At 54.7% G+C, this 24,303-nt stretch carries 20 protein-coding genes and 1 other annotated feature; of the genes, 1 reads left to right on the top strand and 19 read right to left on the bottom strand.

Annotation, left to right across the window (positions count from 1 at the left end; all coding sequences use genetic code 11):
• Positions 1-123: 123 nt before the first annotated feature.
• The 19 genes from ACE419_RS01170 to ACE419_RS01260 form a co-directional block, all read right to left on the bottom strand.
• The gene (locus tag ACE419_RS01170; protein ID WP_435720747.1) at positions 124-2,652 is read right to left on the bottom strand and encodes an ATP-dependent Clp protease ATP-binding subunit; all 2,529 of its coding nucleotides are present in this window, start codon (positions 2,650-2,652) and stop codon (positions 124-126) included.
• On the bottom strand, positions 2,649-3,737 hold the full coding sequence (locus ACE419_RS01175) for a protein arginine kinase (RefSeq protein ID WP_435720748.1): 1,089 nt from the start codon (positions 3,735-3,737) through the stop codon (positions 2,649-2,651). Before ACE419_RS01175 ends, ACE419_RS01170 begins: the two co-directional genes overlap by 4 nt.
• Complete coding sequence (locus ACE419_RS01180) at positions 3,724-4,278, bottom strand: UvrB/UvrC motif-containing protein (RefSeq protein ID WP_435720749.1); 555 nt, start codon at positions 4,276-4,278, stop codon at positions 3,724-3,726. The genes ACE419_RS01175 and ACE419_RS01180 overlap by 14 nt, the downstream gene beginning before the upstream one ends.
• Positions 4,279-4,350: 72 nt before the next feature.
• Positions 4,351-4,803 (bottom strand): CtsR family transcriptional regulator, encoded by a 453-nt coding sequence (locus ACE419_RS01185; protein WP_432646023.1) that lies wholly within the window; start codon positions 4,801-4,803, stop codon positions 4,351-4,353.
• Positions 4,804-4,956: 153 nt separating this feature from the next.
• Positions 4,957-6,249: a hypothetical protein gene (locus ACE419_RS01190; RefSeq protein WP_435720750.1), complete on the bottom strand. Its 1,293-nt coding sequence runs from the start codon at positions 6,247-6,249 to the stop codon at positions 4,957-4,959.
• A 25-nt stretch (positions 6,250-6,274) separates the two neighbouring features.
• A complete protein-coding gene (locus ACE419_RS01195) occupies positions 6,275-6,946 on the bottom strand; it encodes a hypothetical protein (RefSeq protein ID WP_435720751.1) in 672 nt (223 codons plus the stop codon).
• Entirely contained in the window at positions 6,921-7,796 is an 876-nt protein-coding gene (locus tag ACE419_RS01200; RefSeq protein WP_435720752.1) for a hypothetical protein, read from the bottom strand. Before ACE419_RS01200 ends, ACE419_RS01195 begins: the two co-directional genes overlap by 26 nt.
• A 17-nt stretch (positions 7,797-7,813) precedes the next feature.
• Positions 7,814-8,488 carry a CsgG/HfaB family protein gene (locus tag ACE419_RS01205; protein ID WP_435720753.1) on the bottom strand — a complete coding sequence of 225 codons (675 nt, stop codon included), beginning with the start codon at positions 8,486-8,488 and terminating at the stop codon, positions 7,814-7,816.
• A gap of 69 nt (positions 8,489-8,557) precedes the next feature.
• Positions 8,558-9,418: a hypothetical protein gene (locus ACE419_RS01210; RefSeq protein WP_435720754.1), complete on the bottom strand. Its 861-nt coding sequence runs from the start codon at positions 9,416-9,418 to the stop codon at positions 8,558-8,560.
• Positions 9,419-9,599: 181 nt separating this feature from the next.
• Entirely contained in the window at positions 9,600-10,472 is an 873-nt protein-coding gene (locus ACE419_RS01215; RefSeq protein WP_435720967.1) for a metal ABC transporter substrate-binding protein, read from the bottom strand.
• 153 nt (positions 10,473-10,625) lie between these two features.
• Complete coding sequence (locus tag ACE419_RS01220) at positions 10,626-11,030, bottom strand: biotin/lipoyl-containing protein (RefSeq protein ID WP_435720755.1); 405 nt, start codon at positions 11,028-11,030, stop codon at positions 10,626-10,628.
• 84 nt (positions 11,031-11,114) lie between these two features.
• Positions 11,115-11,267 carry a methylmalonyl-CoA carboxyltransferase gene (locus ACE419_RS01225; protein ID WP_432646030.1) on the bottom strand — a complete coding sequence of 51 codons (153 nt, stop codon included), beginning with the start codon at positions 11,265-11,267 and terminating at the stop codon, positions 11,115-11,117.
• A gap of 21 nt (positions 11,268-11,288) precedes the next feature.
• Positions 11,289-12,818, bottom strand: coding sequence for a methylmalonyl-CoA decarboxylase subunit alpha (gene mmdA, locus ACE419_RS01230; RefSeq protein ID WP_432646031.1), 1,530 nt, complete (start codon positions 12,816-12,818; stop codon positions 11,289-11,291).
• Between the two features lie 139 nt (positions 12,819-12,957).
• A complete protein-coding gene (gene scpC, locus ACE419_RS01235) occupies positions 12,958-14,460 on the bottom strand; it encodes a succinyl-CoA:acetate CoA-transferase ScpC (RefSeq protein WP_432646032.1) in 1,503 nt (500 codons plus the stop codon).
• 559 nt (positions 14,461-15,019) lie between these two features.
• Positions 15,020-15,649: a redox-sensing transcriptional repressor Rex gene (locus ACE419_RS01240; protein ID WP_432646033.1), complete on the bottom strand. Its 630-nt coding sequence runs from the start codon at positions 15,647-15,649 to the stop codon at positions 15,020-15,022.
• Positions 15,612-17,699 (bottom strand): O-antigen ligase family protein, encoded by a 2,088-nt coding sequence (locus ACE419_RS01245; protein WP_435720756.1) that lies wholly within the window; start codon positions 17,697-17,699, stop codon positions 15,612-15,614. The genes ACE419_RS01240 and ACE419_RS01245 overlap by 38 nt, the downstream gene beginning before the upstream one ends.
• Before the next feature lie 4 nt (positions 17,700-17,703).
• On the bottom strand, positions 17,704-19,008 hold the full coding sequence (locus tag ACE419_RS01250; protein WP_435720757.1) for a bifunctional folylpolyglutamate synthase/dihydrofolate synthase: 1,305 nt from the start codon (positions 19,006-19,008) through the stop codon (positions 17,704-17,706).
• 18 nt (positions 19,009-19,026) lie between these two features.
• Positions 19,027-21,705: a valine--tRNA ligase gene (locus tag ACE419_RS01255; protein WP_435720758.1), complete on the bottom strand. Its 2,679-nt coding sequence runs from the start codon at positions 21,703-21,705 to the stop codon at positions 19,027-19,029.
• 34 nt (positions 21,706-21,739) lie between these two features.
• Positions 21,740-21,959, bottom strand: a binding site (T-box leader).
• Between the two features lie 80 nt (positions 21,960-22,039).
• Positions 22,040-23,788, bottom strand: a complete 1,749-nt coding sequence (locus tag ACE419_RS01260; RefSeq protein WP_435720759.1) for a phosphoethanolamine transferase family protein — start codon at positions 23,786-23,788, stop codon at positions 22,040-22,042.
• 164 nt (positions 23,789-23,952) lie between these two features.
• Here ACE419_RS01260 and ACE419_RS01265 point away from each other — a divergent pair, with 164 nt between their 5' ends.
• The gene (locus ACE419_RS01265; RefSeq protein WP_432646037.1) at positions 23,953-24,282 is read left to right on the top strand and encodes a helix-turn-helix domain-containing protein; all 330 of its coding nucleotides are present in this window, start codon (positions 23,953-23,955) and stop codon (positions 24,280-24,282) included.
• The last annotated feature ends 21 nt before the right edge of the window (positions 24,283-24,303 follow it).

Genomic DNA, 24,303 nt, shown 5'->3' on the forward strand with positions numbered 1-24,303 from the left:
CACTCAGAACGCTGCAGAAATTTCCTGAGCAGACGTATGGTCCACCGCCCTAACCAGACGATGGACCATAGGCCATTTATGATGAAATTCTGCAGCTGTGCCCAAAATCCTTCCGGACGCAGCTTATTTTTCCGCATGACTCAAAGCCTCCGCCGGCTTTTGTTCAGTCTCAGCGGCTTCTTTCTTGACCGGGTCTTTGCGCACAAAATCGAGCTTATCGCCGTTCTTGCGCACCTGAACCGTATCGCCGGCCTTGAAATCGCGCGCGAGCAGATGCTCGGCAATCTCATCCTCGATGAGTTTCTGGATGGCACGTTTCAGAGGTCTTGCACCGTACTTGAAGTCTGTGCCCTTGTCGACGAGCATATTCTTCGCGGCAGGGCTGACCTCGAGGCGGATATTCTTTTCGGCAAGGCGCTCACGCACATCGCGCAGCAGGATGTCGATGATTTTCGAGAGCTCCGTGCGGCCGAGCGGATGGAAAACGATGAGCTCGTCGATGCGGTTGAGGAATTCGGGCTTGAAGATGTGGCGCACTTCGCCGAGCACGCGCTTCTTTGCGGACTCCTCTGCTTCTTTCTCTTCCTCGGCTTCCGTAGTATGTGCGGCAAACCCCAGCGAAGTGCTCTGTCTGCGCAGAAGATTTGCCCCCGCGTTGCTCGTCATGATGATGACGGTGTTGCGGAAATCGACCGTGCGGCCCTTGCCATCCGTCAGGCGGCCGTCGTCTAATACCTGCAGCAGCACGTTGAAGACGTCCGGATGCGCCTTTTCGATCTCGTCGAGCAGGATGATGGAGTACGGTTTGCGGCGCACGGCGTCCGTGAGCTGGCCGCCCTCTTCGTAGCCGACATAGCCCGGAGGCGCGCCGACCATGCGCGAGACGGCATATTTTTCCATGTACTCCGACATATCGAAGCGGATGATGGCATCCTCTGTGCCGAAGAGGGCTTCCGACAGGGCTTTCGCGAGCTCCGTCTTGCCGACGCCGGTCGGGCCGAGAAACAGGAACGAGCCAATCGGGCGCTTCGGGTCCTTGAGTCCGGCGCGGGCGCGGCGGATGGCCTTGCTGACGGCCTCGACGGCTTCCTGCTGGCCGACCACGCGGCGCGTGAGGATGCGTTCCATATGGAGCAGGCGGTCGGACTCTTTGGCCGCAATCTGCCGCACGGGCACGCCCGTCCAGAGAGCCACGACATCGGCGATATCGTCGGCCGTGACTGTGATGCGGCTCTTGCCGCGCTTTTCGAATCTGCGCTTGGCTTCCTCGAGCTCTTCCTTGGTCTTCTGCTCCTTGTCGCGGATGCCTGCCGCGCGCTCGTAATCCTGTGCCGAAATCGCAGCTTCCTTCTCGACGCCGAGTTTTTCGAGGCGCGAGCGGATTTCCTGCAGCTTTTCAGGCTGCGCGACCTGTTTCATGCGCACCTTCGAAGCCGCTTCATCCATGAGGTCGATGGCCTTATCGGGCAAAAAGCGGTCCGTGATGTAGCGGTGCGAGAGGCGCACGGCCGCCTCAACGGCTTCATCTGTGATATGCGCACAGTGGAAGTCCTCGTATTTCGGGCGCAGTCCAAGAAGGATTTTCTTGGCATCTTCGATACTCGGTTCCTCGACCATAATAGTTTGGAAACGGCGTGACAGGGCCGCGTCTTTTTCAAGATGCTTTTTGTACTCGTCGAGTGTCGTCGCACCGATGATCTGGATTTCGCCGCGCGAGAGTGCCGGCTTCAGGATGTTTGCGGCATCGAGCGCGCCTTCTGCGGCACCGGCCCCGACGAGCGTGTGCATCTCATCGATGAACAGGATGGTATTGCCGTCCTGGCGCACCTCGTCGATGAGGCCCTTGAGGCGTTCCTCGAACTCGCCGCGGTATTTTGCACCGGCCACAAGCGAGGCAAGAGACAGCGAAACGACCTTCTTGTCCTGCAGCATGTAAGGCACGGAGCCCTCGACAATGCGCTCTGCGAGGCCCTCGGCGATGGCCGTCTTGCCGACGCCCGGTTCGCCTAGAAGGATTGGATTGTTTTTCGTACGCCGCGAGAGAATCTGGATGACGCGCTGGATTTCTTTTTCACGCCCGATGACGGGGTCCATGCGGTCCTCCTTGGCCATCTCATTGAGGTTGCGGCCGTATTTTTTGAGGAGCTGGCCCGCCTGGCGGGCTTTCATCTTTTCCGCGCGCGAGGGCTCGGGACCGTCGTCTGCCGGATGCGGATGGTCGATGCGGTCGAGGACCTCGTTCTGCAGGGCATCGATGTCAACGCCCATGCCTTCGAGCAGTTCCGCCGCCGCGCCCTCGGATTCCTCGAGCAGGGACAGCAGGATGTGCTCCGTACCGATATAATTGTGGCCGAGGGTCTGTGCTTCTTCGACAGCCCCCTCCATGACGCGCTTCGCACGCGGTGTATAGTAAGGATTGTCGGCAGGATACTCGACTTCCCCCGAGACCATGGACTCGACGCGCTGCATGACATCGTCAAAGCGCAGTCCGACGGCCTCCATGGCCGCCTGTGCCACGCTGCCGTTTTCATGCAGCAGGCCTAAGAGGATGTGCTCCGTGCCGATATAATCCTGTTCGAGCTCGTGCGAGGCGTATTGAGCAAACTCAATGGCCTTGATGGCACGGCTCGTAAAGTGATTCCGATAGTTCATTTTGGAACCTCCTGGCTCCGGGCATAGGTCAGCAGAGCACTCCGCACATGCTGTGCCCGCAGCCTGTCTATTTCATTCTTGGATAAATTTTCATTTTCGGCGAGGTTCTGCAGATAGCTTGTGCGGCTGCCGATGAGGATTTCGGCAAAGCAGTCCGCGGATACCTCGTTGATAAGCTTGAGGTCGATGCCCAGGCGCACCTTCGAAAGAAGTTCGAGCACTTCTTTTTCCGACAGCAGCCTTGCATAGCGCAGCGTACCATAGGCACGCCAAACCTCATCTTCGAGTCTTTCCTTCATATATAAGGCGAGGGCCTTGCGCGCCTGACGCTCATGCGAGACGATTTCCATGACGGCCGTCTTGAGATTCTCGATGATCTCGGCTTCCGAGAAGCCCAGGGTCAGCTGATTCGAGATCTGGAACAAATTGCCGACGCTCTCTGTCTCGTCGCCGTAGACACTGCGGATGGCAAGGCCGAGCTGCGGCGAGATGTTCATGATGCTCTGGATGTTGCGCGTAAAGACGAGGCCCGGCAGATGCAGAAGGACCGAAGCCCTGAGGCCCGTGCCGAGATTTGTCGGACATGAGGTCAGGTAGCCCATCTTTTCATCAAAGGCAATGTCGACCTGCGATTCGACCATATCGTCGATATGCGAAGCACGCGCAAACGGCGTATCGAGGTCAAGCCCCGAGGCCATGCACTGGATGCGCAGATGGTCCTCCTCATTGACCATGATGCTCGTCGCGCGGTCCGCTGTGATAAAGGCGATGCGGTGCTGCGGATTCTGGACGAAATTGCGGCTGATGAGCTGCTTTTCGATGAGGACATCGCGCTGCAGCGGCGTGAGACGCTCGAGGTCTAAGAGGTCAAATTCCTGCCCGAGGTCTGCGGCAATGCCCGGCAGCAGTTTTTCGGCCTGCAGCCGCACCTCGGCGAGCTGGTTGAAATCCGCGCGGTTCGGGAAGGGAATCTCGCGGAAATTGCGCGCGAGGCGGATGCGGCTTGAGAGCACGACATCACTCTCTTTGCCGCCGGCGGCCAGCCACGAGAGGCGGCTGCTGCGCAAAAGTTCATTTACTGCCATACTCTGCGCCCCCTTCCTTTTCTTCCAGTTCTTTCTCTAAGAGGCGGATCTTGTCGCGCAGTTCCGCAGCTTTTTCGTATTCTTCCTGTGCCACGCATTCCTGCAGCGTCCTGCGCATCTTTTCAATCGTATGCTTGGCCGCAAGCGTGCCGCCCGTGCGGTGCGGAATCTTGCCGCTGTGCGTGCTCGAACCGTGAATGCGGCGCAAAAGCGGCTCAAGCTGACGGCGGAACGTCGCGTAGCAGACCGAGCAGCCGATTTTGCCCGTCTGCTGAAAATCGCGGTAGCTCATGCCGCAGTTCGGGCAGACGAGCTCGGTCATCTGCTCTTCCTGATGCCTTGCATCATCCTTCGTCGGCGCACTGAACACGCCCTTTAAAAAGTCATTCATCGACACATTGCGATGTTTCTGGTTCTCCATGAGGAATTCACCGTATTTCGCCGCGCATTTCTCACAGAGATTCTTCTCGATCTTGCCATCCGGCCCGATCTGGGTAATATGGACGACCGCCCGATTGCGGCCGCAGTCATCACACAACATGATAATTCTCCTTATTATATTCTACTCTTCTCTGCGTTTTCCCGTCAGCCGGCCGCATGGCAGCCGGCGGTCCTACGAGAAATTCTCCACCGTCATCAGCATGGATTTCAAGAGATGCACGCGTTCCTTCGCGGACATCCCTTCCGACTCAAAGACAGACGATACGACCTGCATCATCAGCGCCGCCTCGCGGTTCGTGATCATCGCGTGCTGCAAAAGATAATGGACCATGGACTGCACCGTCTGATACTCCGTGTCTTCATTAATCTTATCCATCATGTCCTGATAGACGAGATTTTTGAGCGGCACCTGCACGATGCGGATGTAGCCGCCAAGACCGCGGCGCGATTCCACGACAAAGCCCTTGGCAGGCGTAAAGCGCGTTGACAAAACATAACTGATCTGGGACGGCGCACACGATATCTCGTCGGCGATATCCGTACGGCGCAGCTCCACCTTGCCATCCTGTTTGGCTGCGAGCTGGCGCAGGATGTATGCTTCAATAAGATCTGCAATATTACTCAAGATAATCACCTTCGTTTAAACTAATTGACTATTTGACTATTATTGATTTTATTATATTTGTTTTTTTGACTTATTGCAAGAGGATTTTCCTTCCCGAGCTCATTTTTTGTCAAAAATAAAAAGCCTTCTCCCTGAGGAAAAGACTTTTGTTTTTTATGAATTGGCCACGCCGATGGCCTTGTCGACATCTTTGTAAAAGCTCTTGAACATCTTGCGCAGAGCGTTGGCATAGCGGTCCGGGTCTTCGGCTTCAAGATGGCGCGAGAGGACGACATTTCCCGTGCGCGAATCGATGAGCGAAAGGTCCGCAGCCGTGCGGTACCAGAAGGAATAATAGCCATAATGGTCGCTTATAAGGGTCTTGTAGTAGACACGCTGCCCCTCATGCTCATTGCCCTTGTCATCGCGCCACTTGAATTTTTCCGTATTATAGTCGGTGACGCTTGTATCAGCATACGGCGGGTTCCATGTCTCGCCGCGCGCATAGTCCGTGATGGCACCCGTTACATAGTAGCGGCCGCCATTCGGCGCATAATCAACCTTGACGCGCTTCAAATCATCGCCGGCTTCATCTTTATACGCATAATAAATCGTCTTGATGGCAAATTCATCCTGACTGGCCGCATAGGGAAGCTCGAGATTGCGGAAGCCCATAGTCGGCGCGCCTGCAGGCACATTCTGGTCATGGTCTTTCTTCAGCCTGTTCCAGTCACCGGTGAAATTCTTGGCAATCTGCTCAAAGGCATGCCACTGGTCGACCTCGTAATTGCGGTAATAGTCGATGAGCGTCATGGCCTCTTTGCCCGTCGCTGCATCGTAGAGGCGAAAATCCATGTCGAGCATCTGCAGCGTCGAATCATGCGCCGGAATCATGTGGCTTGCGTACCAGCTTTGATAATTGCATTTCGACTTGTCGCCGCTCGGGCCGTTTTCGATATTGTAATACGTTTCCATCTTCACGGTCGTCCAGGTCGCCGGCGAGTGGTCGACGCGTTCCTGCTCGTAGCGGATATGCGGCAGCAGATAGCCCTCGGCCCCCGTCGTATCGTAGACGGCTTTGGCCCTGTCTTTCTCACTGTCAAAATGGCGCAGCAGCTCGTTGTAAGCTGGATCCATACGCAGGATTTCCCGCTTTTCCCTTTTCTTGTCCGCGGCCTTTGCATCGCCAGGGTCCTCAAAATTCATGAAGTTCGTGCGCTTGATGCGCTTGTGGATGCGTTTGGCCAAAGCCGCATTATAGCCCTGAAATTCATCCACCTTGCCGTCAGGAGCCTGCAGATAGCGCAGCGGAAACAGCACGACTTTCTTGAAATCCTTGGCCTGCACCTCGGCACTTTCGTCCATCCAGATATTGCCGGCCGCTTCCGCGCCGGCCAGTGGCATCCCCAAAGACAGCAGGCAGCCAAGTGCCAGCGCCTTGATGCCCGTACTTTTTGTAAGTCTCATTTCTTCCCCTCGTCTCTCCCAAAACTCACATGGCCTTCTTGAACTGGTCGGCCAGATTGACGGCAGCGTCGCTCACCGCTGAAGCGATGGCATCTTCCTCGCCGCTGTCATGACGCTGCCAGACGGCATGATAGGAAAGCTCGGCCTTGCGCCGCGAATCCGCCTTAGTCACAAAGACGATTTTGCCCGTATGCGTGTCCATGACGCGCAGCGAAAGCTCCGCGTAGACGGTCTTATCTTTGCCTGAAAGACCGAGCGCGCCGCTCTGGGCCTTGACATTTCCGAGTGTCGTCAGATAGCCGAAGACGAGATAATCCGTCCTGCCCGAGAGCTCCGGCACGATGCGGCCTTCCCCCAAAGCATCGATGTACGCACTTTCATCATAACGGGCCTTCGTGGCTTCCTCACTGAAATCGTAGAGGTCAAATGCCTCATTATCCGCGAGCTCTGCCGTCAGCTCCACGCGGGCCGCATCGAGGATGCGATTGATTTCCTGCGGGTCCTTGAGATCCGTCAGGGTGATATCCGTTTTCTGGACGCGGCTCGCAAAGCCGACGACCGCCACGCTCGGTTTCGCGGCTTCTGCATGGGCGGGCAGCAGCCCGAAGGCAAAGGACAGCAGCGGCAAAAACAGCAGCAGCGCCCAAAACGAAATGCATTTTTTATGGAATTCAATGCGTGAACGACGCCTGTTCATTTCCCTTCACCTCAACCTCACGGAAGCCATGCTTCTTGATGTCACTGGCCACATCCCTGGCCGATGTCTCCATGACCTCGCCTAAAAGCGTATCGACGTCCATGCCCTTGCCCGTCTTGCCGAGACCAAAATTGACCATCTGTGCCGTCTTCCTGTTCTCGACATGACCTTCATACGTTTTGCCCGTCTGCGCATTGATGAGATAATAATCAAGCGAGGCACTGAGTTTCTTGCCCTTCGTCTCGCGTTCCGTATGCGTGGCAAATATGCTGTGCTTGAGGCGCACATCAAAATCCTTAAGGTTCACGAAGAGCAAATAGCCGGCCTGATATTTATGACCGATGCGTGCGGCTTCCTGCTGCTCAGCCGGTGAAAGACGGTACGGCGCCGTGCTCTTTTTCCACGCAGCAATGCGGTCCTCCTGATGAAAGTAGGCCCTGCCCATCGCCGCATCGGCGTAATGCGCGAGTTTCGCCGCCGTGTAGCCGCGGTCAAACTGATGGCCGTGCACGATGGCGTCCATGTGGATTTCCGAAAGCTTCCCGGCCTCACCGCCCGTGCCGATGGCATCATGGCGTCCGGCCTCGTTCGTGAGGTCGGCGCGGCCGCTGACCCCGAAGCCTTGTTTCTGCAGTGCTTCGGACAGCTTGTCGACAAAGGTCGCGCAGGCGTCGGCCTTGAGCTCATAATCCCCATAGCTCTGGACCTCGCCGATAAAAATCGACGGTCCTGCCTGCTTTTTCTCAAAAAGCCCCGCTGCCTGCGCGGCAGGAGAGCCCGCGAACAGCACCGTCAGGGCAAAAAAAGTCCCTGTCAGCAGCATTATATATGGTAGGAATCTTCCCTTCATCCTGCTTCCTCCTAAAATCAACGGTGCGTTTTGCTGCCGCTTGCCTTGCCGTCCATGCGGGCGATGAGGCCACGCGGTCCGTTCACAGCATCCTCAATGGCACTTTCGAGTGCGTCCAATGCCTGCTGTTTATCGACTTCATCCGTGCCGATGCGGATGAGCCCGAGCGGGGCCTTGACGAGCGTATTGTTCTTCTTGGAGCGTCCCATAGAGGCAGCTACGACGCGTCCCGTCTCGACATCGACAAGGCGCATGCTCACGGTCGCCGTGACCTGCGCGCGCTTCGTGCCGGCCCCGACAACCGTCGTTTCTGAATGACGCGTCGTCAGGCCGTTGATGCTGCCGAGCAGCAGATACTGAGCACCGAGCTGATTGCCGATGGCCGCGCAGGTATCCTCGTCGACAAGGCCCGACATGTCGAAGCTGTATTCATTGAGGATATCGCGCTGACGCGTGCGTTCCACAAGTTCAAAGCGGTCGGACTCCAACAGGGCATTATAGGCAAAATCCACGACATCCTTCATTTCCTCGCGGCTGAACTCCTTTGAGATCAAGCCGTTATCGTGAAAGGGCACGATGCCGACCACGGGATGATTGTTTAGATTCGCCGCCATGCAGGTGCTGCTGATGCAGAAGACCAGCAGCAGCACGAGCGGCAGGATTTTTTTGACCAAAAGATGATTTTGACGCATGATTGTATGCTCCCTTTTCTCATTTCAAATTTCAGCGCATTCCGCTTGCCATTTTGCCATTTTGCCATTTTACCACTCATGCAGGCCGGCTTCCGAGCCGAGATGGCGGAATTTCTCTTCCAGATGTTCTGCGGCCTTGGCCGAAGCTTTCGCCGCGGCCTTGGCTTTAGCCGTGCTCTCGCTGCTGCCCACACCTTTGGCCGTCGTCGTGAACGTGCCTACCACTTCGCCCGACGCCGCGCGGATGACTTGTACCGTGAGCGAGGCATTCCCGGTCTTCAGCAAAGTTTTTTGGTAGCTGCCGTTCTCGCCGTCCGGCAGGGAAATATCCGTGGCCGAAGTTTGGAGATTGCCGAGCACGAGATAATCCGCCCCGAGCGACTGACCCGCCGCCATGCGCCCCGCAGCATCGCAAAGGCCAAAGGGGCTGGTCCCTGCCACCTGCTCTGCGGCCGCGACATGCGAAAAACCGAGTTCCAGGAGCTTATCGTCGAGGGCAGACTCCGCCGCCTTTGCATGGCTGCCATCGGCCTGACTGACGACGACGGCAATGCGCGGGTCATTGAGCATCATGACCATGCTGAGATTGTTCATGAGCTGTGCGTTGGGATTTGTGTCGACATCCATGCGCGCACGCAGATGCACGAGGCCGTTCTCCTGTTTTTTCTCGAGAATCTCCGTACTCGTAATGAAGCCCTGTGCCTTCGTATAAATCTGGTCGAGCTTGACCGCGGCATTTTCGACCAGGGTGCGCGAATCGACAAACGTCCCCGCGACTTCCTCCACGGCCGCGCGCGAAGCATCCTTCAGCGCGCTGCGTTCATCCGTGCCATAGCCGTCGACCACCACCGACTGGGCGGCAGCCGTCGCACTCATCATGAAAACGGCGGCCAATGTCAAAAGGCTTTTCTGCCACCAGGATTTCCCCATAAAAATTCCTCCCCCGAAACTGCATTCTTTCCCCAAAATATTCTCTGCTGAAAAGAAATGTTCTAAAATCATCACTAAGTAACATTATAAACAGCCAATAATTTTTTCGCAAATAATTCGCAAATGAAAAGAGCCCTTTGCCAAATCCGCAGAGCAGAGATTGGCAAACAGCTCTTTTTCGTTATTGAAGGGCTTCTTTCAGCACTTCCATATTCTTTTTCATGGCCGTGATGTAGGCATCCATGGCGTCTTCGTTGGCTTCGCCCGTGACGACGGGGTCGAGCTCGTACATTTTCGCGCCCGTTTCGCCCGCAATTGTCTGCGCGGCAACCGGCGAATACTGCGGCTCCGTGAAGAGGACCTTCACGGGCAGGGCCCTGACCTTGGCCACCGTATCCTCGAGTTCCTTTGGCGTCGGCTCCGTGCCCGGCTCGCGCTCGATGACGCTGATGATGTTGAGTTTGAATTCCTTCGCGAGATACGGGAACGCCTCGTGGAACGTCACGATGTCCTTATGCGGCAGATTGTCGAGATTCTCATGCATCTCCTCGCGCAGGGCCGTGAGCTTCGTGACATAATCGAGGGCATTCTTGCGGTAGGCATCGGCATGCTTGGGGTCTGCCTCGCAGAGCTGCGAGGTGATGGCCTCGACCTGTGCGATATTGTACGTCACACTGAGCCAGACATGCGGGTTGATTTCATCCCCATCCTTGAGGAAGTTGATGTCATCCGACTTCGAAGCATCGATGACCTTGAGATTCTTCTGCTGCTTGATGACCTTATCGAGGAAACTCTCCATGCCCGCACCGTTGACGATGAAGGCATCGGCCTTTTCAAGCGTCTTCATGTCCTCCGTCGTCAGCTGATAGTCGTGCAGGCAGCCCGTCTGCGGTTTTGTCATATTGACGACCTCGACGCCGTCAACGCCCTTCGTGATGTTGATGGCATCGATGTACATCGGATAAAACGACGTGACAATGCGGAATTTCTTATCATGGCCGGCATTCTGCGCCCCGCCGCAGCCCGCTGCCGTAACGGCAAAAACGGCCAGCATGATGAAAAGCAGGATTTTTTTCAGATTCAAAAGGATTTCCCTCCCTGTAGACTCTCTTATCTTGATATATGTTCTCAAGTATAGGGGAAGTGCTGTTTTCTGTCAAGAAAAAACAGAGCTGTCAGAAGAGACAGCTCTGCAAAAATTTCAAAATCAGCCAATGATGACAAGGGATTCCTTGACTTTGACATTCTGACCGGCTTCGACGTTGACCGCCTTGATCGTGCCGTCGGCATCCGCCGTGATCTCGTTCTGCATCTTCATGGCCTCGAGCACGAGCAGAACATCGCCGGCCTTGACCGTCTGGCCGACTTCGGCGATGACTTTGACAATCTTGCCCGGCATCGGCGCATCGATGGAATGCTCGCCAGCACCGGCTGCGACAGTCTCTTTGGCCTTAGCTGCCTTTTTCGGTGCCTCGGCCTTCGGGGCGGCAACTTTCGGCGTTACTTTCGGTGCGGCCATCTGCGGTGCGGCAGCCTTTGGCGCATCATCCTTGACTTCTTCGACTTCTACTGCATAGGTGATGCCGTTGACCTTGATATTGAACTTCTTCATGAAAACTTCCTCCAACTGTCTGACTCTATGACTTTACGACGATGCAAATAAAAATCACATCTATATATTATAAATTTAAAAAGCTCAGCGTCTGCCGCCGCGTGCCGAGAGCGACCATTCATCGCTGCGCTTGATGCGCAGGGCAATGACCTTGTGCTCCGGCTTCGTCATCATCTCGACGGCTGCGGCGATGACGGCCACGATTTCAGGCTTCACGCCTCTTACATCCAGTCTCATACGAATTTCCTCCATTAAGGCTTAAAGCGGAATATTGCCGTGTTTCTTGGCAGGACCAACTTCGCGCTTGCTCGCCAGCGCACTGAACGCCGTGATGAGCAGAGGACGCGTTTCCTTCGGCTCGATGACCATGTCGACATAGCCGCGTTCCGCTGCAAGATACGGATTCGAGAAATCATCGATGTACTGCTGCGTCTTGGCCTCTTTGTCGGGGTCGCGGCGGAAGATGATATTCGCTGCGCCCGAAGGTCCCATGACGGCAATCTCTGCCGACGGCCAGGCCATGACCTGGTCCGAGCCGAGCTCGTGGCAGCACATGGCGATATAAGCACCGCCGTAGGCCTTGCGCGTAATGACCGTGACTTTTGGCACCGTGGCCTCGCTGTAAGCATAGAGCATTTTCGCGCCGTGGCGGATAATGCCCGTGTGCTCCTGATTGACGCCCGGCAGGAAGCCCGGCACATCAACGAGCGTCAACAGAGGGATGTTGAACGCATCGCAGAAACGCACGAAGCGCGCGGCCTTGTCCGAAGCATCGACATCGAGGCAGCCGGCCATGACCTTCGGCTGATTGGCCACAATGCCGACGACCTTGCCGTCGAGGCGTCCGTAACCGATGATGATATTCGTCGCAAAGAGCTTCTGGATTTCGAAGAATTCGCCGTTGTCGACGAGGGTGCGGATGACTTCTTTCATATCATACGGCATGTTCGGATTGTCCGGAATGATGGAGTTCAGGCTCTCATCCTGACGGTTCGGGTCATCCGTCGGCTCGATGGCCGGTGCATCCTCGAGGTTGTTGCTCGGCAAATACGAGAGCAGCTCGCGGATTTTGGCGAGGCAGTCGTCCTCGTTCTCGCAGGCAAAGTGCGCCACACCCGAGCGCGTGTTGTGCGTGACGGCGCCGCCGAGTGCCTCCGGCGTGACTTCTTCCGCCGTGACCGACTTGATGACGGCCGGGCCCGTGATGAACATCTGGCTCGTATTCTTGACCATGAAGATGAAGTCCGTGATGGCCGGGCTGTAAACAGCGCCGCCGGCACACGGTCCCATGATGACCGAAATCTGCGGAATGACGCCCGAAGCCGCCGTATTGCGGAAGAAGATGCCGCCAAAGCCCGACAGGGCATCGACGCCTTCCTGAATGCGGGCGCCGCCCGAATCATTGATGCCGATGCACGGTGCACCCATCTTGAGCGCAAGGTCCTGCACCTTCCAAATCTTATGTGCGTGCTTCTCGCCGAGGCTGCCGCCCGAGACCGTGAAGTCCTGTGCATACGCATAAATCAGGCGGCCGTCAATCGTGCCGTAGCCCGTGACGATGCCGTCACCCGGCATATCCTTCTTGTCCATGCCGAAGTTTGAGCAGCGGTGTTTGACGAACATATCGAGTTCGACAAACGAATTCTCGTCAAAAAGTCTTTCGAGGCGTTCGCGCGCCGTATATTTTCCCTGTGCATGCTGTTTTTCTACGCGAGCCGGACCACCACCCTGACGGATGTGCTCCTTCTTCGCGTTCATCTGATCGATTTTTTCCTGAACGCTTGCCATTCTATTCCTCCTACAAGAGATTAAGCATAGTTCTGTATTTTATTTTGCACTATTTCCCCATAAATTGCAAGCTGATACTAAATTTTCTTAGCACCTGCCCATAAAAAATCGTGCTGAGCAGCCCCAGCACGATTTTTCTTTACGCCTTCATCGAGCCCGTCTCGAGATAGCGCTGATGGAACGAGAACGCCTCGTTCAGGAGATGCGGCGTATGCGCATGGCCCGTCGCCTCATCCGCACGCTTGAAGTAATCCATGAGCAGCGGGCGGTAGTCGGGGTGCGCGCAGTTGTTGATGATTTCGAGCGCACGCTGGCGCGGGGATTTGCCGCGCAGGTCGGCAACGCCCTGCTCCGTGATGATGATATCGACATCGTGCTCGGGCTGGTCGACATGCGAGCAGAACGGCACAACGGCAGAAACGTCGCCGCCTTTGGCCACGGACGGCGTATAGAAAATCGTCAGATAGGCATTGCGCGCAAAATCGCCGCTGCCGCCGATGCCGTTCATCATATGCGTGCCGGCGATATGCGTCGAATTGACATTGCCGTAAATATCAACTTCAATAGCCGTATTCATGGCAATGACGCCGAGACGGCGGATGACCTCCGCAGCGTTCGATATCTCCTGCGGACGCAGAATCATGTACTTCTTGTATTTATCGATGTCCTTGAAGAAGCGGGCCATGCCCTCAGGCGAAGGCGAAAACGCCGTGCCCGAAGCGAAATTGAGCTTGCCTGCATCGATGAGGTCGAGCATGCCGTCCTGAATGACTTCAGTGAAAACCGTGAGGTCGTGGAAATCCGAATGGACCAAACCGGCCGTCACGGCATTGGCGACATTGCCCACGCCCGACTGGAACGGCAGCAGATTCTTCGGCATGCGGTCCTGCTTGATTTCCTGCTTGAGAAATTCAAACGTCAAATCCGACATTCTCTGCGACGTCTCGTCGACCGGTGACAAAGAGCGCGTATGGTCGATGATATCACAGGGCACAATGTATTTGATCTTGTCGATGGGACAGGGAATATACGGCGTGCCGATGCGGTCATCGACGTGGATGATCGGAATGGGCAGGCGGTTGGGCGGGTCGAGCGGCAGATACACATCATGCATGCCCTCAAACTCCAGCGGCTGGGCATTGTTGACCTCGACAATGACCGTATCCGCCGACTGCACAAAAGAAGCCGAGTTGCCGACGGCCGTTGTCGGGATGATATTGCCCTCTTCCGTGATGGCACACGCCTCGATGATGGCCACATCAACGTGTCCGAGATACCCGCAGCGCGAAAGCTGCGCGACTTCCGAAAGATGAATATCGATATAATCGACCGTACCATCATTGATCTGTCCGCGCAGCGTCTTATCCGTCTGAAACGGCAGACGCTTCTTGATGCCATGGACCGAAGCCAGCGCCTCATCAAACTCAGGCCCCGTCGAAGCACCTGTCATGATGTTGACCGTAAAGGGCTCCTTCTTCATGCGGTCCGCCAGGGCCATCGGCATGGCCTTCGGATACGCCGAAGACGTAAAACCGCTCGTCGCCAATGTCATGCCCGGCTTAATGAACTCCGCAGCCTCCTCCGGCGTGACAATTCTGGACTGCAATGTTTTATTGCGTACGCGATCGAGGATATCAACCATCAAAAAACCTCCCTGCAAAGCAATGCCATAAAGATTGCTTATCATCTATTGTTTTATCGATTCGTGCGATTCATTCTTCTTCTAAATATTCTCCCTCACTCCGAAAAATCCTGCCTGCATTATAAGTTTATAACTTTGTTTACATCGTAGAACGAAGCGCAAGCCTAGACATTTTCTCCCCAAAAGTAACTCCGGGAGCTGACGGGCATAGCCAACGCTCCGCGCAGCAGGCTGAAGCTTCGCTTATGGCTATGCCCGCCATCTCCCTCCCTGCTGCAAAGCAAAAGTGCAGGCATTGAAGCGGGGACATATATTTCGCCTGCAGACGGCGCAGCGTTTACCCGAAGGGTGGGCCCCAAAAAGTATTGTCTAAGTTTATTGATGTCAGAACGCCGCGGCAGGCGGCGAATAAGCAAAGAGCCGGCATAGCAGCATAGGGTCCATTCAGCGGAGCCGACGAAGCCGAAATATATGCCCCCGCGCTTCGTTCCTCGATGTAAGAGAATCAGAAAAAAAGACCACCGCAATATATCATGCGATGGCCTTCCATATCTTAATTTTACATGCGTGTAATATGGTAGGAAAGTGTGCTGAGTCCGATGGAAAGGTCCTCATTGACAATGTGCATCGTATCGGGAACCTGCATCTTGATCGGCGCAAAATTCCAAATGCCCTTGACGCCTGCATCGACGAGCTGGTCGGCCACGCCTTGTGCAAAGGCGGCCGGCACGGCGATGATGCCAATCTGGATATTGCGCTCCTTGACGATGCGCTTGAGATTGCGGACATCCTCGACCTTGACGTGATTGACGGTCCGGCCGATGACATTCTGGTCCTGGTCAAAGAGGGCCACGAGGTTGAAGCCGAGCGTCACGAAATTCTGGTAGTTCGCCAGGGCCACACCGAGATGACCGATGCCGACGATGGCGATGTTCCAGTGATTGTCGAGTCCCAGTATGCTACCGACGTTGCGCTTGAGCTCATTGACATAGTAGCCCACGCCCTTTTTGCCGAACTGGCCGAATGAAGCGAGGTCCTTGCGGATCTGCTCCGGCGTGATGCCGAGACGGCGGCCGAGTTCATCCGAAGAGATGATGTCGCGGCCTTCATCCTGCAGCAAACGCAGGGTGCGGAAATAAAGCGGCAGACGGTCAATCGTCGCCTTTGATATCGTGCTTGTCTTCTTCATGGCCATCAGCCTCCTTTACAGCTTTTACAGTTTTTACAGGTTTCGTAGTTTCTGCAGCATGTTCTTCTTTTTGCTCTGCCTGCGCTTCGCCGTCCGGCTGCTTCGCTTCTGCCTGAGTTTCTTTTTTCTCCGGCTCAGAGCCTGCCTCTGCTTTCTCTGCTTCTCCTGTTTGTTCTGCTGTCTTTACTTCTTTTACTTCTGCTTCTTTTGTCTCTTTTATTTCTTTGTTTTCTTTTCCTGCTTTTTCTTCAGCGGCTTTATTTTCTCCATTTGCTTTTGCAGACATTTCGGAGCTGACGGCTGCTTTCTCTTTGGCAGCAGCTTCTTCTTCCGCTTTGCGCTGCAGGAGTGCCTTGCGGACTTCTTCGGCGAGCTCATCCATGGGGTCCATGGGCTTCTGCTCTTCTTTTTTATCCGCAGCTGCTGTTTGGTCTTCCGCGGAAGGTTCCTCTGCAGGGGCAGTTGCTGCTGCATCCTTTGCATCTGCAGCCGTCTTGCCGTCTTTCTCTGCTGCAGTGCTCTTGTCCTGTTCCTCAGCAGGCACTTCGACCTCGCGGGTCAGGACGGACTGCATTTTCTCATGCGTCTTTTCGTTGACCTTGCCCCCGACTTCTTTAGCATGATGCCACAGCGACGATGTCAGGCCTGCGAGTCTGCCCGATGCGGCAGAAGCATCTGCCTCTTTAGCTGCCTTTGGCGGGCTCATCAGGGAGAGGACGCCGGCCAGCGCGGCCATCATCCAGAGGACCATGGACGAAGGAATGTTGAAGAGCAGGTCGTCGGTGATGCCGTTTAAGGCAATTGAGAGCACGGCCAGGCCGATGCCCTTCGTGAAGCCTTCGAGCAGAGCGCCTTCATCCCAGTCCTGCCACAGGCGCTGCCAGTTGAATGCTTTTCTCGCGGCAAAAACTTTTCTGCCGGCTTCCGCAGCATCCGTCTTCTTTATCTCGAAGTTCGTGCGCAGGGCCATGACCATCGTGCCGAAGAAGAACCAGAAAAATGCCACGGCTCCCGGGATGCCGATTTCTGCCATATAGTTGAGGTAGATATTGTGCGCATGCACGATGAGCACATTGGCTCCCTGCAGGTAAAAATCGTACTCGGGATAGACCATCCAGTAAGCACCCCAGCCGATGCCGAGGAACGGATGGTCCTGAATCATGGCAATCGTGCTCTCCCAGAAGGCAAGCCTCATTTCGGTCGAAGTATCGACTTTCGTGAAGACCGAGGTGATGCGTTCGTAAAGCACGGGGTCTGCGGCAAACAGGACGGCCACGACGACAATGCAGGCGATAAGGACCCTGCGGTCTTTCAAGGCACCGTAGACCGCGAGAATCACGGCGATGACGAGACAGGCTCCGCGCGCATACGTCATGGCGAGGCACGCAGCTGCTGCGAGCATAAACGCGCCCAGCAGGATGCGTCTTTCCCGGTCTTTGCAGTACATGAACAGACCAAAGGCCAGGCAGATGACGATGTCGAGGTAGCCCGCGAGGATATTCGGATTCTCCCAGGTCGAAAAGACGCGCTTCCTGAGTTCCGGGAAGGCGTCGCCGTCGACCCATTTCATCGAGCTGATATCAATGCCAAACAGGAACTGGTAATAGCCGTAAATGATGACGATGACGGCTGACGCCGCTGCCATCTTGAGGATGGACTTCATCTGTTCCGGACGCCTTACATTCTGCCCAACAAGCAGATACGTCAGCACGTAAACGCCGACGAGGTTGTAATAATTGTAGAAACTGAAGCCACGGTCCGGCGATGCCAGGATGGAAAGGGCACTGATGAGCACGAACAGGACGGCCGGCACATCAAAGTGCAGATGACGGAAGTGAAAGTCCTTGTCGATATAGAACCGCCAGGCCGTGCCCACGGCACCCAGAAGCAGGGCAGCCGTCGCGAGCCCCGGTGAAAGCGGCAAGAAAAAGACCTCTGCGAGCAGGCCGTACCAGGCAAGAGCCTTGGCGCGGTTGTTCCAGCGCTCATGATGAAACGCTTTGCGCTTGGCACGGATGTGCTCCGTCGTCGGATTGTTTTTTTCCTTCATGCCTTCACCCCTTCCGCGCCAGCAGCATCTGGCGCACGCCGCCCACAAGGTACAGGGACCCCGCTATGACGAGCAGCTTTTCGCTGTTGGCAAGCTCCAAGGCACGGTCAAGTGCCTCTTGATTATCGGCAAAGGCCTCGACATGCTGGACAGCCGGCGCCACGCGGCGCAAAAGGTCATCTGCAGAGTCAGCCCGCTCCGACTGCGGTTTTGTCACGACGACCGTGTCACTTGGACGCAGCAGGATGTCGAGCATCGTATCGATGTCCTTGTCCTTGAGGATGCCCAGAAGCAGGACGCGGCCCTCTGCCGGAAAAACCGTGTCGAGGCTTTCGCGCAGGGCCTTCATGCCGGCCGGATTGTGCGCGCCGTCGATGAGAATCTTCTGGGAGCCGAGCTCCAGACGCTCAAAACGCGCCGGCCAGCTCACGAGGCACAGGGCCTCGCAGACCGACTGCATCGTGATGCGTTCATCGATGTTGTGCAGGAGACGCACCGTCATCAGGGCCACGGCACTGTTTTCCACCTGATGGCAGCCGAGCAGATGCAGCTCATACAGCTTTTTCTCGATGCCCAAAAGCTCCGACGTGAATTCGAGCTTCTGCGTATGGCCGTCGCACGACAGGAAGTGCGAGGAAAAATCTTCCCCTGCCACAAAAATATCCGCGTTCTTCGTTTCGGCCGTCTCACGAATGACCTCTAAGGGCTCGCCCTTGGCCGCCGTGACAACGGGGACGCCCTCTTTGATAATGCCGGCTTTATTCTCGGCAATGCTTTTGAGCGTGCCGCCGAGTTTATCGGCATGCTCCATTGTGACATTTGTGATGACCGAGACTTCCGGCGTGATGACATTCGTCGAGTCGAGCGTGCCGCCGAGGCCGACCTCGATGACCGCGTACTCGACCTGGCATTTGGCAAAATAATAGAAGCCAAGTGCCGTGAGCACCTCAAACTGTGTCGGGCATTCATCGCCTTCCGCGAGCATCTCGTCGATTTTTTCACGGATGACCGTCAGGCCTGCCGCAAAATCCTCTTCACTGATGTTCTGCCCGTCCACGCGGATGCGCTCCGTATAAGAAACGAGATGCGGCGAGCTGTAAAGCCCCGTATGAATGCCGCTGCGGCGCAGGACGCCCTCGACCATGGCCGAAACCGAGCCCTTGCCGTTCGTGCCCGTCACGTGAATCGTACGATAGCGGTCCTGCGGCATATCAAGAAGCTCTAAGAGTCTCCTGATACGCACAAGGCCGAGACGGATGCCAAAAATCTTCAGTCCTTCCAGATAGGAAATGGACTCCTGATAATTCATATCGCGTCGCTCCATTTCTCAAAGCTTGGCAAGATCCTCGATGCGGCCTGCCACGGCATTCTTCTTCTCTTCATAACCGGCGAGCTTCTCGCGCTCCTTGGCGACGACAGCCTCCGGTGCCTTTTTAAGGAAGCCTTCATTGCTGAGCTTACCCGTCAGGCGCTTGATTTCTTTTTCGAGCTTATCCATTTCCTTCTGCAGGCGGGTCGTCTCCTTCTCGACATCGATGAGGCCCTTTAAGGGCAGGTAAATCTCAACGCCATCGACGACACCGGCCATGGCATTCTCTGGCTTTTCGGCCGTCTCGGCAAGCAGCGTGACAGGTTCGGCAGCGGCCAGCGCCTTGAGATAGCCCTCATTGTCGGCAAATACCGGACGCAGTTTGCTCTCCGTAAAATGCAGCATGACTTCGCTCTTATGGCCCGGAGCTGCCCCGACTTCTGCGCGCAGGTTGCGGACCGTCTTGATCGTCTCCATGATGGCCGTCATCTGAGCTTCGGCTTCATCATCGATGAATTTTTCGTCGCCTGCCGGCCAGTCGGCAATCATGATGCTCTTACATTTCTCGTCATGCGGCACTTTCTGCCAGATTTCTTCCGTGAGGAACGGCATGAACGGGTGCAGCAGGCGCAGCGTATGCTCGAGAACGTACGAAAGGACATAGAGGGCCGTGTTCTTCGCGCGCTCATTTTCCTTATCGTAGAGGCGTGCCTTCGTGAGCTCGATGTACCAGTCGCAGAACTCGTTCCAGATGAACTCGTAAATCATGCGGCCCGCTTCGCCGAGCTCGAAGTTGTCGAGGCTCTTCGTGACATCGCGCTCCGTCTTCGCATAGCGCGAGAGAATCCACTTGTCTGCCAGCGTGAAGTCGCTCTCCTCAGGCTTAAAGCTCTTGTCAAAGCCCTCAAAGTTCATGAGCATGTAGCGCGAAGCATTCCAGATTTTATTGGCAAAGTTGCGGGCCGATTCGACGCGTTCCCAGTAGAAGCGCATATCATTGCCCGGCGTATTGCCCGTAATGAGCATGAAGCGCAGCGTATCCGCGCCGTATTTTTCGATGACTTCGACCGGGTCGATGCCGTTGCCGAGCGACTTGCTCATCTTGCGGCCCTGACTGTCGCGCACGAGGCCGTGGATGAAGACATGGCGGAACGGAATGTCCTTGCCGAATTCCATGCCCATCATGACCATGCGGGCCACCCAGAAGAAGATGATATCGTAGCCCGTGACGAGTGTCGACGTCGGATAGAACTGCTCGAGCTCCGGCGTCTTGTCCGGCCAGCCGAACGTCTCAAACGGCCAGAGGCCCGAGCTGAACCACGTGTCGAGCACGTCTTCATCCTGATGGATGTGCTTGCTGTGGCAGTGCGGGCATTCCATGAGGTCCGTGCGCGAAACGCTCGTCTCGCCGCAGTCGTCGCAGTACCATGCAGGGATGCGGTGGCCCCACCAGAGCTGACGCGAAATGCACCAGTCGCGGATATTTTCGAGCCAGTTGATGTAGATTTTCGTGAAGCGTTCCGGCACAAACTGGATGCGGCCGTCCTTGACAGCTTCGATGGCCGGCTTGGCGAGGCTGTCCATCTTGACGAACCACTGCTTCGAGACGAGCGGTTCAATCGTCGAATGGCAGCGCGAGCAATGGCCGACAGCATGCTCATGCTCTTCAACGGAAACGAGCACGCCCGTCTCCTCGAGCTCTTTGACGAGGGCCTTGCGGCATTCGTAGCGGTCCATGCCGGCGTACTTGCCGGCGCCTTCGAGCATCTTGCCCGTATTGCCGATGACCTTGATTTCCTCAAGATGATGGCGCTGGCCCATCTCAAAGTCGTTCGGGTCATGGGCCGGCGTGACCTTGACGGCGCCCGTGCCGAAGTTTTTGTCGACGTATTCATCGGCAAAGAGCGGGATGCGGCGGCCGACAATCGGCAGAATCAAAGTCTTGCCGACGAGGTCTTTATAGCGCTCATCGTCCGGATGAACCGCAACGCCCGTATCGCCGAACATCGTCTCCGGACGCGTCGTGGCGATTTCGACATATTTGCCCGGCTCGCCTTCGACTTCGTAGCGCAGATGCCAGAGATGGCCCTTTTCCGTCTCGTGCTCGACTTCGATATCCGAGATGGCCGTGTTGCAGGACGGGCACCAGTTCGTGATGCGCGTGCCCTGATAAATGAGGCCTTTTTCATAGAGGCTGACAAAAACTTCGCGCACGGCGCGGCTGCAGCCTTCGTCCATCGTGAAGCGCTCGCGGTCCCAATCGAGCGAAGAGCCGAGGGAACGCAGCTGGAACATGATGCGGCTGCCGAATTTTTCCTTCCAGTCCCAGACGCGCTCAAGGAATTTCTCACGGCCGAGCTCATAGCGGTTCGTGCCTTCCTTGCGCAGCGCGGCCTCAACTTTTGCCTGCGTCGCAATGCCGGCGTGGTCGCAGCCCGGAATCCAGACCGTGTTGTAGCCCTGCATGCGGTGATAGCGGATCAGGATATCCTGCAGCGTATTGTCGAGCGCGTGGCCCATGTGCAGCTGGCCCGTGACATTTGGCGGCGGAATGACCATGCTGTACGGCTTCTTGCTCTTGTCGACCTCAGCATGGAAGAATTTATTCTTCTCCCAGAACGTATACCATTTCTTCTCAAACGACTGCGGGTCATAGACTTTCGGGATGTTGTTCCCGAGCTCTTCTTTCTCTGCCATTTAAATCCTCCTCAATAAATAAAGCGCCTCCGTCCAAAAGGACGAAAGCGCCTGCCTTCGTGGTACCACCAATTTTCTCAGGCTCCTGCCTGACTCTCGCGTTAACGCCGCCGACGTCCCCGCCTACAATACTTTCAGCACGTTCAGCGAAGCAACTCCGAAGCTACCTTCCGCATTCTCCTGCCAGAGCTCACACCAGCCGCCCCGTCTCTTTGCCAGAAGCAATCCGTACTCCTCTTCGTCATCGTCTTTGACAAAATTTGTCCTATACGGGAATTATCTTATCACAAGACACCCCAAAAAGCAATTCTTTCCCTAAAGTCTCTCCCGTACCTCAATCCAATTCCTTCTGACCATGCAGTGTACGGAACCTTGCTTTGTCACTGTCATAGTCGGGACTCGTCAAGTCATTCTTGTCCTCATAATCATCCGGCACCATAATCCCCATGACAGCTAGCATTGTATTATAGATCAAATCATTTGTAAAACGAACCTGCGCATGTTCTCTAAGTTCATGAAGAACACCTGGATTTCTGCTCATGTACTCATCTGAAAAAATCATATAAAATGGAATTCTTGTCATATCCTGCGTAAAGCGGCTGGCATCGTGCCCAATATTGCGGTCAACATCATCGGCATGGTCTGCAAAATACACCATTCCCTGAAAATTCGGCATCTGTTTCGCCGTGTCATAAAGATGCTGCACAACGTAATCGTTGTAAAGAATGCTGTTATCGTATTCAGCCGTCGCCCCTTGTTCTACAGCAAAATCCTTCGGATAACGATCAGCATAGCTGCCATGATTCCCCATAAGATGAATCACGATGAGCATTTTATCAGTCGGCTTAATTTGTGCCAAATGATCAGCCAATGCGCCATCGTATACAGCTGTCTCGGTTGTTTCGCCAACATGTGTATTAAGCCATTCTTGTTCATCAGCCTCGCTGGCAATCGCTGAAGTCGGTGTATCCCATGCACCATAGCGAACCTGATTGCTGAGCCAGACTGTTTCATAGCCGGCCGCTTTCGCTGCTTCAATTAAAGTTGTAGATTTTGCTAAGTCACGCTGGTCATATTGATTTTTAGCAGTCAATGCATAGGAAAGAACTGGTACCGTATGTGTATGACAAGAGCGGGCATCCGTGAAAAATACCGTGTGCGTATCATTCTTCATCTGGTCAAGCCACGGAGTTGTCTCTTTATCATAACCATACGCTGACATGTGCATCTTGTTTTGCGATTCTCCAATCACAAGTATATAAACGCCGTCACGCCCACTGCTGATGCCGGCAAGATTGTCTTTCAGAGCCGCTGCCCTTGCGTTCCTATAAAGTGTAAAATCACGATAGGCCTGCAAACCGCGCTGGGATTCCCATGCAAGATGTTTATAAAAGTTATCGCGCGTGCGATATAAGGAATATCCTGTCAGCAAAATGCAAAATACGACCAGCATGAATCCCCAACGATTTTTTAGAGAATCCCTCAGGCAAACCAAAGACGGCTGCCATTGGCGCAGTATAAAGACGTAGGCCGACAGCAAAACAGCCATAACGCCCCACGCCTGCCATGGCATAAAGTCAAGCAAATAACTCTTAGCCTCTGCCGGATTCGTCTGAAACACAGCCAGAACAGCCGTAGCGTTAAGCAAACTGTGAGAAGCAAAGAAATATCCCCATGGCAGAAGAAACACTAAAAATACAATTGCATAAAAAAATATTGATACGATTCTTCTTATTTTCCCCAATGGCAGTAAAGACTGCAGGAGGAAAAATGCCCCTGAAATTATCAAAGAGAACGCAATCGTTCTGTACTGCATGGGCAGCGGCAAAGGCTGCTTGGCCAGCAAACCAATAAATGCAGGCGACATCAATAAAACGGCAGTACAAAAGGACCGCATCAGAAACTGCTTTTTCCCGGTCAGGCATGCACAGGCAAAAGTCAAAACAAGCACACACAAGGCCAGATCACCCGATTTTACTTTCCAAAATGGAAAAATTAAATAAATCAATAGTTCCAACAAAGCATACCCAGCCAGTGCACCGCTTGCGTAGATAAAAACGGTCTTAGGGCACCATTTCTTCACCGACAACATCTCCTAACCATTATGAAAAAACTTGATTCCGATTAGATTCGTATTATAAAATTATACATTTTGTACAATACATTTTCAAGTCTTTCCGTTTTGAGCAATACTAAGAGATTTGCCTGTTCTTATAGTATAATCGGGACAAACAGGGAGGGATATGGGTGAAATTTGGCGACCGCATTCGTTATGCCAGGGAATGTTTGGACATTTCGCGCAACGATTTGGCGAAAAAATTGCAGTTAAGTTATTTTACACTGTCAAAATATGAAACCAGTGAACGTGAACCGGATTACCAGACACTCCTGCACATCGCACAAGCTCTCCATGTATCTACAGATTTTCTGCTCGGCAATGAAATGACACAAACCGCCATGGATTTATCAGAATCAGAGCTATCCTTTTTAATGCAATACCGCGTTCTCTCTTCAAAAGCAAAAGCACGCATCCAAAATCAAATGAACTTTGAATTTATACAACAGCAACAAAAATAACGCCATGATTCAAAATACACT

The sequence above is a fragment of the Mitsuokella apri genome (assembly GCF_047974105.1).
Classification (GTDB): Bacteria; Bacillota; Negativicutes; order Selenomonadales; family Selenomonadaceae; genus Mitsuokella.

Coding starts and splice junctions, on each gene's coding strand:
- ACE419_RS01170 (WP_435720747.1), bottom strand. CDS start 2,652: ATGAACTATCGGAATCACTTTACGAGCCGTGCCATCAAGGCCATTGAG.
- ACE419_RS01175 (WP_435720748.1), bottom strand. CDS start 3,737: ATGGCAGTAAATGAACTTTTGCGCAGCAGCCGCCTCTCGTGGCTGGCC.
- ACE419_RS01180 (WP_435720749.1), bottom strand. CDS start 4,278: ATGTTGTGTGATGACTGCGGCCGCAATCGGGCGGTCGTCCATATTACC.
- ACE419_RS01190 (WP_435720750.1), bottom strand. CDS start 6,249: ATGAGACTTACAAAAAGTACGGGCATCAAGGCGCTGGCACTTGGCTGC.
- ACE419_RS01195 (WP_435720751.1), bottom strand. CDS start 6,946: ATGAACAGGCGTCGTTCACGCATTGAATTCCATAAAAAATGCATTTCG.
- ACE419_RS01200 (WP_435720752.1), bottom strand. CDS start 7,796: ATGAAGGGAAGATTCCTACCATATATAATGCTGCTGACAGGGACTTTT.
- ACE419_RS01205 (WP_435720753.1), bottom strand. CDS start 8,488: ATGCGTCAAAATCATCTTTTGGTCAAAAAAATCCTGCCGCTCGTGCTG.
- ACE419_RS01210 (WP_435720754.1), bottom strand. CDS start 9,418: ATGGGGAAATCCTGGTGGCAGAAAAGCCTTTTGACATTGGCCGCCGTT.
- ACE419_RS01215 (WP_435720967.1), bottom strand. CDS start 10,472: ATGCTGGCCGTTTTTGCCGTTACGGCAGCGGGCTGCGGCGGGGCGCAG.
- ACE419_RS01220 (WP_435720755.1), bottom strand. CDS start 11,030: ATGAAGAAGTTCAATATCAAGGTCAACGGCATCACCTATGCAGTAGAA.
- ACE419_RS01225 (WP_432646030.1), bottom strand. CDS start 11,267: ATGAGACTGGATGTAAGAGGCGTGAAGCCTGAAATCGTGGCCGTCATC.
- mmdA (WP_432646031.1), bottom strand. CDS start 12,818: ATGGCAAGCGTTCAGGAAAAAATCGATCAGATGAACGCGAAGAAGGAG.
- scpC (WP_432646032.1), bottom strand. CDS start 14,460: ATGGTTGATATCCTCGATCGCGTACGCAATAAAACATTGCAGTCCAGA.
- ACE419_RS01240 (WP_432646033.1), bottom strand. CDS start 15,649: ATGAAGAAGACAAGCACGATATCAAAGGCGACGATTGACCGTCTGCCG.
- ACE419_RS01245 (WP_435720756.1), bottom strand. CDS start 17,699: ATGAAGGAAAAAAACAATCCGACGACGGAGCACATCCGTGCCAAGCGC.
- ACE419_RS01250 (WP_435720757.1), bottom strand. CDS start 19,008: ATGAATTATCAGGAGTCCATTTCCTATCTGGAAGGACTGAAGATTTTT.
- ACE419_RS01255 (WP_435720758.1), bottom strand. CDS start 21,705: ATGGCAGAGAAAGAAGAGCTCGGGAACAACATCCCGAAAGTCTATGAC.